The sequence below is a fragment of the Halomonas huangheensis genome (assembly GCF_001431725.1).
Lineage (GTDB): Bacteria > Pseudomonadota > Gammaproteobacteria > Pseudomonadales > Halomonadaceae > Halomonas > Halomonas huangheensis.
Genome location: NZ_CP013106.1, coordinates 1,317,968 through 1,330,629, shown reverse-complemented (window position 1 = coordinate 1,330,629; position 12,662 = coordinate 1,317,968). Strand labels below are relative to the sequence as shown.

12 protein-coding genes are annotated in these 12,662 nt (G+C 58.5%); 9 read left to right on the top strand and 3 right to left on the bottom strand.

Features of this window, described 5'->3' with window-relative positions; all coding sequences use genetic code 11:
* Positions 1-50: 50 nt before the first annotated feature.
* Both AR456_RS06020 and infA read left to right on the top strand, forming a co-directional pair.
* Positions 51-791 carry an arginyltransferase gene (locus AR456_RS06020; RefSeq protein WP_021820466.1) on the top strand — a complete coding sequence of 247 codons (741 nt, stop codon included), beginning with the start codon at positions 51-53 and terminating at the stop codon, positions 789-791.
* A 279-nt stretch (positions 792-1,070) separates the two neighbouring features.
* Complete coding sequence (infA, locus tag AR456_RS06015; RefSeq protein ID WP_013332816.1) at positions 1,071-1,289, top strand: translation initiation factor IF-1; 219 nt, start codon at positions 1,071-1,073, stop codon at positions 1,287-1,289.
* A gap of 366 nt (positions 1,290-1,655) precedes the next feature.
* Here the strand turns inward: infA and clpA are convergent, their stop codons facing one another.
* The 3 genes from clpA to icd all read right to left on the bottom strand — a co-directional run bounded on the left by clpA (position 1,656) and on the right by icd (position 5,930).
* Complete coding sequence (clpA, locus tag AR456_RS06010; RefSeq protein WP_021820464.1) at positions 1,656-3,932, bottom strand: ATP-dependent Clp protease ATP-binding subunit ClpA; 2,277 nt, start codon at positions 3,930-3,932, stop codon at positions 1,656-1,658.
* A gap of 142 nt (positions 3,933-4,074) precedes the next feature.
* Positions 4,075-4,434: an ATP-dependent Clp protease adapter ClpS gene (gene clpS / locus AR456_RS06005; RefSeq protein WP_031208607.1), complete on the bottom strand. Its 360-nt coding sequence runs from the start codon at positions 4,432-4,434 to the stop codon at positions 4,075-4,077.
* A gap of 239 nt (positions 4,435-4,673) precedes the next feature.
* Entirely contained in the window at positions 4,674-5,930 is a 1,257-nt protein-coding gene (gene icd / locus AR456_RS06000; protein WP_021820462.1) for an NADP-dependent isocitrate dehydrogenase, read from the bottom strand.
* Positions 5,931-6,171: 241 nt separating this feature from the next.
* Between icd and AR456_RS05995 the strand changes: the two genes are divergently transcribed.
* From AR456_RS05995 to AR456_RS05965, 7 genes are all read left to right on the top strand, one after another.
* Positions 6,172-6,777 carry a pseudouridine synthase gene (locus AR456_RS05995; RefSeq protein ID WP_031208605.1) on the top strand — a complete coding sequence of 202 codons (606 nt, stop codon included), beginning with the start codon at positions 6,172-6,174 and terminating at the stop codon, positions 6,775-6,777.
* Positions 6,774-7,223 (top strand): NUDIX domain-containing protein, encoded by a 450-nt coding sequence (locus AR456_RS05990; RefSeq protein ID WP_021820460.1) that lies wholly within the window; start codon positions 6,774-6,776, stop codon positions 7,221-7,223. The genes AR456_RS05995 and AR456_RS05990 overlap by 4 nt, the downstream gene beginning before the upstream one ends.
* Before the next feature lie 97 nt (positions 7,224-7,320).
* Positions 7,321-8,463, top strand: a complete 1,143-nt coding sequence (gene mnmA, locus AR456_RS05985) for a tRNA 2-thiouridine(34) synthase MnmA (RefSeq protein ID WP_257721119.1) — start codon at positions 7,321-7,323, stop codon at positions 8,461-8,463.
* Entirely contained in the window at positions 8,460-9,098 is a 639-nt protein-coding gene (gene hflD / locus AR456_RS05980; protein WP_021820458.1) for a high frequency lysogenization protein HflD, read from the top strand. Before mnmA ends, hflD begins: the two co-directional genes overlap by 4 nt.
* Before the next feature lie 66 nt (positions 9,099-9,164).
* Positions 9,165-10,529 (top strand): adenylosuccinate lyase, encoded by a 1,365-nt coding sequence (gene purB, locus AR456_RS05975; RefSeq protein ID WP_021820457.1) that lies wholly within the window; start codon positions 9,165-9,167, stop codon positions 10,527-10,529.
* 160 nt (positions 10,530-10,689) lie between these two features.
* Entirely contained in the window at positions 10,690-11,922 is a 1,233-nt protein-coding gene (locus AR456_RS05970; protein WP_021820456.1) for a ribosomal protein uL16 3-hydroxylase, read from the top strand.
* Positions 11,915-12,349: a GNAT family N-acetyltransferase gene (locus AR456_RS05965; RefSeq protein ID WP_021820455.1), complete on the top strand. Its 435-nt coding sequence runs from the start codon at positions 11,915-11,917 to the stop codon at positions 12,347-12,349. Before AR456_RS05970 ends, AR456_RS05965 begins: the two co-directional genes overlap by 8 nt.
* The last annotated feature ends 313 nt before the right edge of the window (positions 12,350-12,662 follow it).

The window sequence follows — 12,662 nt, the reverse complement described above, 5'->3', positions numbered from 1 at the left end:
AACCGGTATCGACACCATTCAGCATGTCCGACGACAGGGAGACGGCAGCCTTGAGCAGTAATACACCGCGGCAGCCGGTAAGCGATCTGCGTTTCTTCTTGACGGTGCCGCACTCCTGTAGCTACCTCCCGGGAAAGGAAGCCACCACTCTCTTCCTCGATCCCAAGGAATCTCCCGGCCAGAGCGTCTATGACGCCCTGACGCTACTTGGGTTCCGGCGTAGCGGTCAGCATCTGTACCGGCCGCATTGTGATGGCTGCAACGCCTGTATTTCGGTGCGTATTCCGGTCGCGGACTTTGCGCCAAACCGCACCCAGCGTCGCCTGATACGCCGCAATGCCGACCTGGAAGTCAATGTCTTCCCGGCCCAGTTCAGCTCCGAGCATTACGATCTCTATGCCAGGTACATCTGTACGCGCCACCACGATGGCGACATGTTTCCTCCCAGCCATGAACAGTACCGCACCTTCCTCAGTCTCGATCAGCCATGGGCACGACTGATGGAGTTTCGCCTTCACGGCGAGCTGGTGGCAGTTTCTGCTTTCGATGAGTTACAGCACGGTCTTTCAGCAATCTATACCTTCTTCGCTCCAGGCAGCCACTTCGACAACCGCTCGCTCGGCACCCAGGCGGTATTGACCCTGGTACAGCGCGCCGCCAACCTGGGCCTACCCCATGTGTACCTCGGTTACTGGATCGAAGAATGCCGCAAGATGAGCTACAAGCGCGCGTTCAGACCACTCGAACGGCTTGATGGCCGGCAATGGCGCAGGATGATTGGCTCATGCTAGCGAGCAGCCAAACCAGAAGCCGCGAGGTTCCAGCTGCGGGTCACGAGCAGATCAACGCCGGAGTTCAGGGTTATCTATAGCTTATAACTGACAGCTTACCGCTCGAACGGCTCGTGGCTAAACTCGCTTACCGCGCAAGTCTCGTCGCTTTTCTGGCTTGATTCTTTGCCATCTGGCCCAGCATACGGCAAAATATCGCGCTATCCTGACGACAGGGGCGGTCATTCCCACCGTGGCTTGTCGTAACTGTCTAGACTTGAGCAACGAGGAATCGCCTATATGGCACGTGAAGACCATATCGAAATGGAAGGCGTTGTCGTCGACACTCTTCCCAATACCATGTTCCGTGTTGAGCTGGAAAACGGCCACGTCGTGACCGCTCACATCTCCGGCAAGATGCGCAAGAACTACATCCGCATCCTGACGGGCGACAAGGTCAAGGTCGAGCTGACTCCCTATGACCTGTCCAAGGGGCGCATCGTCTACCGCTCGCGCTGATCTATCGGCAGCACAGCCGCCGACGCCTGTCACCGGACCAGCCCTCACGGCGCCCCCTCCAGCCCGGTGACCTGCCCCCTGCCTCAACACTTTGCCCTGCTGCCCAATCATGCAGGGCAGTGATGTCTTATGCTGCTCCACAGCGAATGCGGCCTGCTCCGTGCATACTGTGAAAACCGCGTGTGCATTGAACATGTTGATGGCATGCACAGCATGTCCATGATGGCGCCGTATTTCGCCATCGACTGCATCTTCTGACCGAATCGCAAACCCCAGACATAACGAAGCCCCGCAAGCGGGGCTTCGTGTCGTCGGCAACAAGCCTGGTATCGGGCCATCATCACCATGTTCAAGGGCTATCTCGGTTCAAGGTGCATCGGCCATCTCGACATCGGTGGACAGGTTGAGCTCGCCGTCTTCCAGACTAACGTGTACCACACCGCCATTCTCTGCCAGGTCGCCGAACAGGATCATCTCAGCCAACGGCTTCTTGAGTTTCTCCTGAATCAGACGTGCCATCGGGCGCGCGCCCATATCCGGGTCGTAACCCATGGTCGCCAGCAAATCACGGGCATCATCATCAACCTCAAGCTGCACTCGCTTCTCGTCAAGCTGCGCCTGGAGCTCGACCAGGAACTTGTCGACCACGCTGCGCACGACTGACGTAGGCAGGGAGTGGAACTGGATAATACCATCCAGACGATTGCGGAACTCTGGCGAGAACGTCTTGCGAATGACTTCCATCGCATCGGTAGAATGATCCTGATGCTGGAAACCAATGGAACGACGAGTCGCCTGCTCCACCCCGGCATTCGAGGTCATGATCAAGATGACGTGACGGAAATCCGCCTCGCGGCCATTATTGTCGGTCAAGCGACCATGATCCATGACCTGCAGCAGAAGGTTGAAGACCTCGGGGTGCGCCTTCTCGATTTCATCCATCAACAGCACACAGTGCGGCTGTTTGGTGATCGCTTCTGTCAACAGACCGCCCTGGTCATATCCGACATAGCCCGGAGGTGCACCAATCAGGCGTGATACGGTATGCCGCTCCATGTACTCGGACATGTCGAAGCGCACCAGCTCCACACCCATGATCCGCGCCAGCTGACGAGCCACCTCTGTCTTGCCGACACCAGTCGGACCCGCAAACAGGAAGCTACCTACTGGCTTGTCTGGAGCCTTCAGGCCCGCCCGCGACAATTTGATCGCCGCACCCAAACCATCGATAGCCTCATCCTGACCAAATACCAGCATCTTGAGGTCTCGCTCGAGGTTCGCCAGCAGCTTGCGATCCGAACTGGACACGCTCTTCGGCGGAATACGAGCAATCGATGCCACTACGGCCTCGACCTGATCCACATCAATCACATCGACACGCATTTCCGGCGGCAGCAGACGCTGATGCGCCCCCGCTTCATCGATCACGTCGATGGCCTTGTCAGGCAGGTAGCGATCATTGATGTAACGATCGGCCAGACGAGCTGCAGTATCCAGCGCTGCGTCGGTGTACTTGAGCTGATGATGCTCTTCGAAGCGCGAACGCAGACCCTTGAGGATACGTATCGAGTCTTCGACGGAAGGCGCCATGACATCCACCTTCTGGAAACGACGTGCCAGCGCCCTGTCCTTCTCGAAGATGCCACGAAATTCCTGGAAAGTCGTAGAGCCGATGCAACGCAGCTCGCCGGAAGACAACAACGGCTTGAGCAGGTTCGAGGCATCCATGACGCCACCAGAGGCGGCGCCGGCACCGATCACCGTATGAATCTCATCGATGAACAACACCGCATTGGGTAGCTTGCGCAATTCGGCCAGCAGACTCTTGAGTCGCTTCTCGAAATCGCCGCGATACTTGGTGCCAGCCAGCAATGCTCCCATGTCCAGCGAATAGACAACGGCGTCGCTGATCACATCGGGCACATCTTCCTCGACGATACGCTTGGCCAGCCCTTCAGCAATTGCTGTCTTGCCGACGCCAGCCTCACCCACCAACAGCGGGTTGTTCTTGCGACGACGGGCAAGAATCTGCACTACCCGCTCGAGCTCATGATCACGACCGATCAGCGGATCGATCTTACCCATCCGAGCCTGCTCATTGAGGTTGGTAGCGAAACCTGTCAGCGGGTTACCGCCTGATTCGCTACTCACTTCGTCGCCCTCTTCGGACTCATGAGGTGCCGAGGCCGGCCCCTGACCGTGGCCAGACACCTTGGAGATGCCATGAGCGATGTAATTGACAGCATCGACTCGAGCAACGTTCTGTTGCTTGAGGAAATAGACCGCCTGACTCTCCTGCTCGGAGAAGATGGCAACCAACACGTTGGCGCCAGTGACTTCGCTCTTGCCGGACGACTGGACATGGAACACGGCACGCTGCAGCACGCGCTGGAAGCCCAGCGTGGGTTGCGTTTCGCGTTCGGTCTGGTCCTCGGGAATCAGCGGCGTGGTGGAATTGATGAAATCCTGCAGGTCGGACCGCAGCTTATCAAGGTTGGCCCCACAGGCACGTAACACATCAGAGGCAGAGGCATTATCCAGCAACGCCAGCAGCAGATGCTCCACCGTCATGAACTCGTGACGCTTGGAGCGCGCCACCGTGAAGGCCGTGTTAAGGGTCAGTTCAAGTTCTTTGCTCAGCATGGCAGTCCCCTTCTCGCCGCCCAGGGCATTGCATCGGATCTTTCGTGGTCCGGCATCATCAACATCGGGCACAAATGCGATCGTTGCAAGTTATCTATCAACGATCACTCGCACAGCACACACCTATGCACATGCCGCCATCTCAATCTGCCGCTTCGATATCGCACAGCAGCGGGTGCTGACACTCTCTTGCATAATCGTTGACCTGATGACTCTTGGTCTCCGCGATATCGCGGGTAAAGATGCCACAGGTCGCCTTGCCGTGACTGTGCACCGTCAACATCACCTGCACAGCCGTCTCACCATCGAGGTTGAAGAAAGTCTGCAGGACGTTGACAACAAACTCCATTGGGGTGAAGTCGTCATTATGCAACACCACCTTGTACATCGGCGGTCTGGCCAGTTCAGGATCTGCCGTTTGCGTAGCAAGGTCGCCGTCATCCTCCTCGATGGGTTGAGGTGGCCGAGTCATCCCCCCTGCCACCGACGCCTGAATCCACATCAGGTCGCCATCACTTACCTTGATCATAAGCCTCACATTGTCTTCGACGCCACGCGACATGATAGCGAGAAGGGGCAGACCATTCGTACCTTCGACACTACTCCTGCCACCTATTTGACGCTGCTCGCGCGACGGGGTTCAGATTCCTGACTCTATTATCGGGCGATTTCTGGTCTTTTTCACGCAAAAAGGCCCTCACCCGATATCGGGTGAGGGCCTCGAGCAGTACAAGCAATCGCTTACATGTTGTCAGCGATGGCCTGGCCAAACTCGGAGCACTTGAGCAACTTGGCGTCGTTCATCAGACGGTGGAAGTCATAGGTGACCTCACCCTTGCTGATCGCCTTCTCGGTACCCTTGATCACCAGGTCAGCGGCCTCGACCCAACCCATGTGGCGCAGCATCATCTCGGCAGAGAGAATCAGCGAGCCCGGGTTGACCTTGTCCTGACCGGCGTACTTCGGAGCCGTACCGTGGGTAGCCTCGAACATGGCAACAGTGTCAGACAGGTTGGCGCCCGGTGCGATACCGATACCACCCACTTCTGCCGCCAGAGCGTCGGACAGGTAGTCGCCGTTGAGGTTCAGCGTAGCGATGACGTCATATTCAGCCGGACGCAGCAGGATCTGCTGCAGCATGGCGTCGGCGATGACATCCTTGACCACGATGTCCTTGCCATTCTTCGGGTTCTTGAAGGTCATCCACGGACCGCCATCGAGCAGCTCGGCGCCGAACTCTTCCTTCGCCAGCTCGTAGCCCCAGTCCTTGAAGGAACCTTCGGTGAACTTCATGATGTTGCCCTTGTGCACCAGCGTCAGCGACTCGCGGTCGTTGTCGACGCAATACTGCAGGGCCTGACGGACCAGGCGCCTGGTGCCCTCAACGGAAACCGGCTTGACGCCGATACCGCAGTTTTCCGGGAAGCGGATGTTGGTTACACCCATTTCCTCACGCAGGAACTTGATGACCTTGTCGGCTTCCGGGGTACCAGCCTTCCACTCGATACCGGCATAGATATCCTCGGAGTTCTCGCGGAAGATGACCATATCCACGTCGCCAGGCTTCTTGACCGGGCTCGGCACGCCTTCGAACCAACGCACCGGGCGCTGACAGACATAGAGGTCGAGCTTCTGACGCAGAGCAACGTTGAGTGAGCGAATGCCGCCACCCACCGGAGTCGTCAGCGGCCCCTTGATGGAAACGATGTAGTCCTTGACCGCTTCGAGGGTCTCTTCCGGCAGCCAGGTGTCAGCGTCATAAACCTGAGTGGCCTTTTCACCAGCGTAGACTTCCATCCAGTGGATCTTGCGCTCGCCGTTGTAGGCCTTCTGAACCGCAGCATCAATGGCAATCTTCATCGCCGGAGTCACGTCGATACCGATACCATCACCCTCGATGAACGGGATGATCGGATTATTCGGTACATTCAGGGTGTTGTCGGCGTTGGCAGTAATCTTTTCGCCGCTCTCAGGAACGACAATCTTCTGGTAACCCATGGAGAACTCCCCTGTCTGGTCTGTGTCAGTGGAGGGCGGAGTATAGCACTCCCCCCAGGGCCCGAGTAGAGTTTGTCGACAATCTTCCGCTTTCGCCCGTCCCCGGCAAGATCGAGGCGCCGGCCAGCTTCGATATCACTGGCGCTATCAGAGGATAAAATTCCTTTTTCACCATATAATTACCCCAATAAAGACGGTTAACCCAGCACTTCCATCACCCCTGAACAGCATTCCAAACCACATGAGTCGAATATATCTACTGCACAAACCCTACCGCATGCTGTCACAGTTCACGGATGCAGAGGGCCGAGCCACCCTGGCTGACATCATTGATGTCCCCGGGATATATCCTGCCGGTCGCCTCGACTACGATTCCGAAGGACTACTGGTTCTCAGTGATGACGGAGAGCTGATTCATCGCATCAGCCACCCTCGCCACAAGCAACCCAAGACGTATCGAGTTCAGGTGGAAGGACAGCCAGATGAAGCGGCCTTGCAGGCCCTGCGCAAAGGCATCACGCTCAAGGATGGGCTGACACTACCGGCCAGGGTACGGCGTATTGAAAGAAGCGGTCTGGCAGAACGTCAGCCACCACTCTGCGACAAGCGCCACCCGGACACCTGCTGGTTGGAGCTGACCATCAGTGAAGGCCGTAATCGTCAGGTACGACGCATGACAGCGCATATCGGGCACCCGACACTGCGCCTCGTAAGGGTGGCCATCGGTAGTTGGCGCCTCGATGGAATCGGCCCCGGCCAGTGGCAATGCCAGACGCTGCACGCTCCCGTGCAGAGACCAATACAAGGAAAGGGCCCTCAGAGTGCCCGTTCGAGGAGACGTCAATGACGCGCTGGACCCCCTATGTGACCGTGGCAACTGTGGTGGAACGTGCCGGGCGCTTCCTGTTGGTGGAAGAGGATCGTGGCGCACCACACACGCTGTTCAACCAGCCCGCTGGTCATCTCGAGCCGGGCGAGCGCATCCGCGATGGCGCTCTACGCGAGGTTGCCGAAGAAACCGCCTGGCGAGTCGGCATCACCGATTATCTGGGCATGTACGTATATGAGTCATCGGACGGCAAGACCTTCCATAGCCACGCCTTCTTTGGCATGGCATTGGCCCATCTCGGCCATGACCTTGACCGCGGCATTCTCGCCATACACTGGCTGACGCTCGAGGAAATCGAAGCCCTCGATCGCGATGGACGCCTGCGTAGCCCGCTGGTACTCAAGCGAATTCGCGACGCCATGGCCAACAAGTTCTATCCCATGGAAGTCCTGCACGAACGATAAGCGGCACACGCTCAATGCATACGGCCAGCTCGTAGCTCGTAGCTCGTAGCTCGTAGCTCGTAGCTCGTAGCTCGTAGCTCATGTATAATTCCCGCCCATTTGCCACCACCTACGTCCGAGAGTTGCCATGTCAGTGCCTACCGGCAAGGTCATCGTCGGCATGTCCGGCGGCGTCGATTCCTCCGTATCCGCACTTCGCCTACTTGAACAGGGCTACCAGGTGGAAGGCCTGTTCATGAAGAACTGGGATGAGGACGACGGCACCGAATACTGCACCGCCAAAGACGACCTGGCGGATGCTCAGGCTGTGTGTGATCGTCTGGGTATCAAGCTGCATACGGCCAACTTCGCCGCCGAATACTGGGACAACGTGTTCGAGCACTTTCTGGCGGAATACAAGGCGGGCCGTACACCGAACCCGGATATCCTGTGTAACCGCGAAATCAAGTTCAAGGTGTTCCTCGACTATGCCGAGATGCTCGGTGCCGAGATGATCGCCACCGGTCACTATGTCCGCCAACAGGTGCGCGATGGTCGCCCGCGCCTGCTCAAGGGGCTCGATCACAACAAGGATCAGAGCTACTTTCTGCACGCAGTCCCGGAAGCGGCTATCGCCCGCACCCTGTTCCCGGTCGGCGAGATCGAGAAACCCGAGGTTCGTGCCATTGCCGAGCGTCATGGGTTGGCGACAGCACGCAAGAAGGACTCGACAGGTATCTGTTTTATCGGTGAACGCCGATTCTCGGATTTCCTGCGTCAGTACCTCCCCGCACAACCGGGTACCATTCAGACTCCCGATGGCGACGTCATCGGTGAGCATATGGGCCTGATGTACTACACCCTTGGCCAGCGCCAGGGGCTGGGCATTGGCGGGCTGGCCAGATACCCCGAGGAACCCTGGTATGTTGCTGGCAAGGATCTCGAACGCAATGTACTGATTGCCGTCCAGGGCAAGCACCATCCGTTACTCTATAGCGATAGTCTGGCCACGGAAGCCATGGATTGGATAGCTGGTGAGCCTCCCGCCACCGAAGGCCGATTCACAGCAAAGACGCGCTACCGCCAGAGTGACGTGCCCTGCACCATTCGTACTTGCGACGATGGTGGTGTCGAAGTGCTCTTTGATGACCCACAGCGCGCGGTCACACCGGGGCAGTCGCTGGTGCTCTACGATAATGATATCTGCCTTGGCGGTGGCGTCATTCGATCCACCTGGAACGCACAGGAGCGGGCAGCATGAACGATTCAGTTCCCATTCATAGAGCCCCGCAGTCATCGGCTGCACGCCAGGCCATTGCCCTCGCCGGTGTCTTCCAGGCGGCATACCTGGTGGATGAGTTGGCACGCACCGGCCAGGTGGACAGTCGCGCCTGGGAAACTCAGATCAACGCCACCCTCGACACCAACCCACCTGATTTTGAGTCCATCTACGGCGGCCACCCCAACAACCTGCGCCTGGGCCTCGATACCCTTGGAGGCGTCGTAGGCAAGCGTCAGGCCAACCCAGTGGTGATGCGCTATGGCTTCAGTCTACTGATGCTGACAAGCCGCCTGCGCGCTCAGCCGACGATGATGGATGAGCTCGGTGCGCACCTGCAGCGCATCCAGGCCCAGGCCGAACATTTCGGCAACACTCACGAGAATGTGGTCGCCAGCCTGGGTGAGGCCTACCAGAAAACGCTTTCGACGCTCAAGAATCGCATCATCGTCCAGGGTGATCCGTCACTGTTGCAGTCGCGCATGATGCCTGAGCGCGTACGCACCTGCCTGCTGTCGGGTATTCGCTTTGGCCTGCTTTGGCATCAGCAAGGTGGCCGGCGTTGGAAACTGATGTTCCAGCGCAATGCTCTGAAGCGCGCCCTTGATGAACTCTGACAGCCTGTTCATCGCGCCAACTGAACTTCCTCACTGACCTCCAGAACCTGTAGCCGGACCAATATCATGCAACTCTCAGCTCTTACCGCACTCTCGCCCGTCGATGGCCGTTATGGCAGCAAGGCGGAATCCCTTCGCGAGCACTTCAGTGAATTCGGTCTGATTCGTGCCCGCGTCATCGTCGAGGTGCGCTGGCTACAACGCCTTGCGGCTCATCCCGAAATTGCCGAGGTTCCAGCGCTGTCCGCTGAAGCCAATGCATTTCTCGACCAGCTGTTGAGCGAGTTCAGTGAAGCAGATGCCCAGCGTGTCAAGGATATCGAGCGCACTACCAACCATGACGTCAAGGCAGTCGAATACTTCATCAAGGAAGCCATTGCCGAGAATGCCGAACTCCACGCGGTCAGCGAGTTCGTGCACTTCGCCTGCACCAGTGAAGACATCAACAACCTGTCCTATGGTGTAATGCTCAAGGATGGCCTCGCCAGCCTGCTGCCGACCATGCACCAGGTCGCCGACGAAGTGGCACGCCTCGCCCATGAGCATGCCGCACAACCGATGCTGTCTCGCACCCATGGCCAGACTGCCAGCCCGACGACTCTGGGCAAGGAGATGGCCAACAGCGCCTATCGTCTTCGCCGCCAGCTCAAGCAGATCGAAAGCGTCGAAGTGCTGGGCAAGATCAACGGTGCGGTGGGCAATTACAACGCTCACCTGACGACCTATCCGCAAATCGACTGGGAAGCCAACGCGCGCACTTTTGTTGAAGAGCTGGGGCTGACCTTCAACCCCTACACGACTCAGATCGAACCCCACGATTACATCGCCGAGCTGTTCGATGCCATGTGCCGCTTCAACACCATCCTGATCGACTTCGATCGCGACGTATGGGGCTACATCTCACTGGGCTACTTCAAGCAGAGAACTGTTGCGGGTGAGATCGGCTCCTCGACCATGCCGCACAAGGTCAACCCCATCGACTTCGAAAACTCCGAGGGCAACCTCGGTCTGGCCAACGCCATTCTCGGCCACCTGGCTCAGAAGCTGCCGATCTCGCGTTGGCAGCGCGACCTGACTGACTCCACCGTACTGCGCAACCTGGGGGTGGGCCTGGCCTACGGCCTGATTGCCTACCAGGCATCGCTCAAGGGCATCAGCAAACTCGAGGCCAACCCGGCTCGCCTCGCCGAAGACCTCGACAACAGCTGGGAAGTGCTGGCTGAGCCGATTCAGACGGTCATGCGCCGTTACGGTATCGAGAAACCGTACGAGAAGCTCAAGGAGCTGACCCGCGGCAAGCGTATCGATCAGGCTGGCTTCGCCGCCTTCATCGATAGCCTCGAACTGCCCGAAGCAGTCAAGGCCGAACTCAAGGAACTGACGCCGGCCAATTATATCGGCAACGCCGTCGACCAGGCCTCACGCCTGTAACGCGGACCTCCAGCCCCGACCAGCACGGCCGATGCCAAAGCCAAAGCCAAAGGCATCCTCCCAGACCCCATCCTCCTTCATGAGGGTGGGGTCTGCCCTTCAGGGGCGAGGAAACGGCTATGCTGACTCTGCAACCCGAGCCATCCATGGAAGTCACCCAATGTCCGACCCAAGCTCATCGCCAGATGCAAGCCCATCTACTTCCACCTCGTCTGCCACAACGCCACTGACCTTGCTTGGCGGCCTCTCCGCCGAGGATTTCCTGCGTGATGTCTGGCAGCGTAAACCGCTACTGATCCGTGGCGCTTTTCCCGACTTCGAAAGCCCGCTCTCGCCGGACGAGTTGGCTGGCCTCGCCTGTGAGGACAACATCGAGGCGCGGTTGGTGGAAGAACATGGCGAGAATGGCGCCTGGCAGATCAGCCACGGCCCCTTCGACGAAACAACCTTCGCCCGCCTCCCCGAACAGGACTGGACACTGCTGGTGCAGGCCGTCGACCACTATGTCCCGGAGGTCGCGGCTCTGCTCGAACACTTCAGCTTCCTGCCGCGCTGGCGACTCGATGACATCATGATCAGCTATGCGCCACCAGGTGGCAGCGTCGGGCCGCACGTCGACCAGTACGACGTATTCCTGCTTCAAGCCAGCGGCGAACGCCACTGGCAACTGGGCGGCAAGGTTGCCGACAATGCCCCGATCATCCAGGGCATAGACCTGCGCATTCTCGAGACCTTCGAGGTCAGCGCGGCACATGACTGGGTGCTGGAACCCGGCGATATGCTCTATCTACCCCCCGGTTGGTCACACAATGGGGTCAGCCAGAGTGACGACTGCATGACCATCTCGGTGGGTTTCCGAGCGCCATCAGCGGATGAGGCGATCACCTCCTTTGCCGACTACCTCGGCGAGCAGATGCCGTCATCACTACGCTACAGCGATGCTGGCATGCCCCCTCCCCGAGATGCTTCAGAGCTGGATGATGCGGCCCTGGAGCGCATGCGCACCTTGATCCTCGATACCCTCGACGACCCCGATCAAATGGCCCAGTGGTTCGGGCGTGTCATGACACAGCCCAAATATGTGGATCAACTGGCTCCCAGTGAGACACCCACCGATGTGGACGAGCTTGTTACTGCACTACAGAACGGCGAGTCTCTCGAGCGCGCACCGGGTTCACGACTGGCGTGGCGGGCCGTGTCCAGTGATCGTGCCACCCTCTTCGTGGACGGTGACGGAGTTCTCTGCGACATTCGCCTGGCTCGCGCCCTGGCCAGCCTCGACGCCATCGATGCCGAGTTGCTGGAATTGCCTGGTGCGGCCGGGGTCATCACACAGCTTTTCGATGCAGGCAGCCTGGTATGGCCGGATGAAGAGGACGACTACGATGACTGACCTGCGTGTCGAGAGCGGCAGCTGGGATCAGCTCGGCGAGGTCGCTGGAGCCATTCGCTATCAAGTGTTTGTCATCGAACAGGCCGTCCCTGAAGAGGAAGAGTGGGATGGCCGGGACCCGGAGTGTCTGCACTTGCTGGCCTGGCAAGGCGACCGGGCACTGGGAACCGCACGTCTGCTGCCCGATGGCCATATCGGCCGCGTGGCCGTACACGCTGAAGCCCGGGGCCTTGGCGTCGGCGCGGCACTGATGCGCGCCACTATCAATGCGGCACAGCAACTCGGTCACACAGAAGTGGAACTGGCGGCACAGACCCATGCCCTTGCCTTCTATGAACAATTAGGCTTCCACGCATGGGGAGAGGAGTTCCTCGACGCCGGGATTCCGCATCGCAACATGACTCTTCAACTCGACAATCAAGACTGAGTTCCGTTTCTTCCCGCGCAGGAAATATGACTACAGGAACCTGCCACCCATGGCACTTCCTGTAGTTATACTACAACCCCCCATACCCCCAAGTGTCAATGGCTAAACCCCGCAATCATGGGCCATAGTGGTGCTCAAGGTGGTTACGGAAAAGCACTTGATGAAGCCCCAGACAGTTCATCTGTAGTGAAGATTTTCCGTATCACCCGGGTTTCGTTCCCGTCATGAAAAGTCGACGGCTCATACATCGAAACCTGACTATACTTTCGCAGGTGCAGCATAGCGGCATTGCCCAAGCATTCGCCTCACCCCG

What these genes read in the sequence shown, in the direction of transcription:
- AR456_RS05965 (WP_021820455.1), top strand. Translation starts at nt 11,915, where the DNA reads ATGACTGACCTGCGTGTCGAGAGCGGCAGCTGGGATCAGCTCGGCGAG.
- hflD (WP_021820458.1), top strand. Translation starts at nt 8,460, where the DNA reads ATGAACGATTCAGTTCCCATTCATAGAGCCCCGCAGTCATCGGCTGCA.
- purB (WP_021820457.1), top strand. Translation starts at nt 9,165, where the DNA reads ATGCAACTCTCAGCTCTTACCGCACTCTCGCCCGTCGATGGCCGTTAT.
- AR456_RS05990 (WP_021820460.1), top strand. Translation starts at nt 6,774, where the DNA reads ATGACGCGCTGGACCCCCTATGTGACCGTGGCAACTGTGGTGGAACGT.
- AR456_RS05970 (WP_021820456.1), top strand. Translation starts at nt 10,690, where the DNA reads ATGTCCGACCCAAGCTCATCGCCAGATGCAAGCCCATCTACTTCCACC.
- infA (WP_013332816.1), top strand. Translation starts at nt 1,071, where the DNA reads ATGGCACGTGAAGACCATATCGAAATGGAAGGCGTTGTCGTCGACACT.
- clpA (WP_021820464.1), bottom strand. Translation starts at nt 3,932, where the DNA reads ATGCTGAGCAAAGAACTTGAACTGACCCTTAACACGGCCTTCACGGTG.
- icd (WP_021820462.1), bottom strand. Translation starts at nt 5,930, where the DNA reads ATGGGTTACCAGAAGATTGTCGTTCCTGAGAGCGGCGAAAAGATTACT.
- AR456_RS05995 (WP_031208605.1), top strand. Translation starts at nt 6,172, where the DNA reads ATGAGTCGAATATATCTACTGCACAAACCCTACCGCATGCTGTCACAG.
- clpS (WP_031208607.1), bottom strand. Translation starts at nt 4,434, where the DNA reads ATGTGGATTCAGGCGTCGGTGGCAGGGGGGATGACTCGGCCACCTCAA.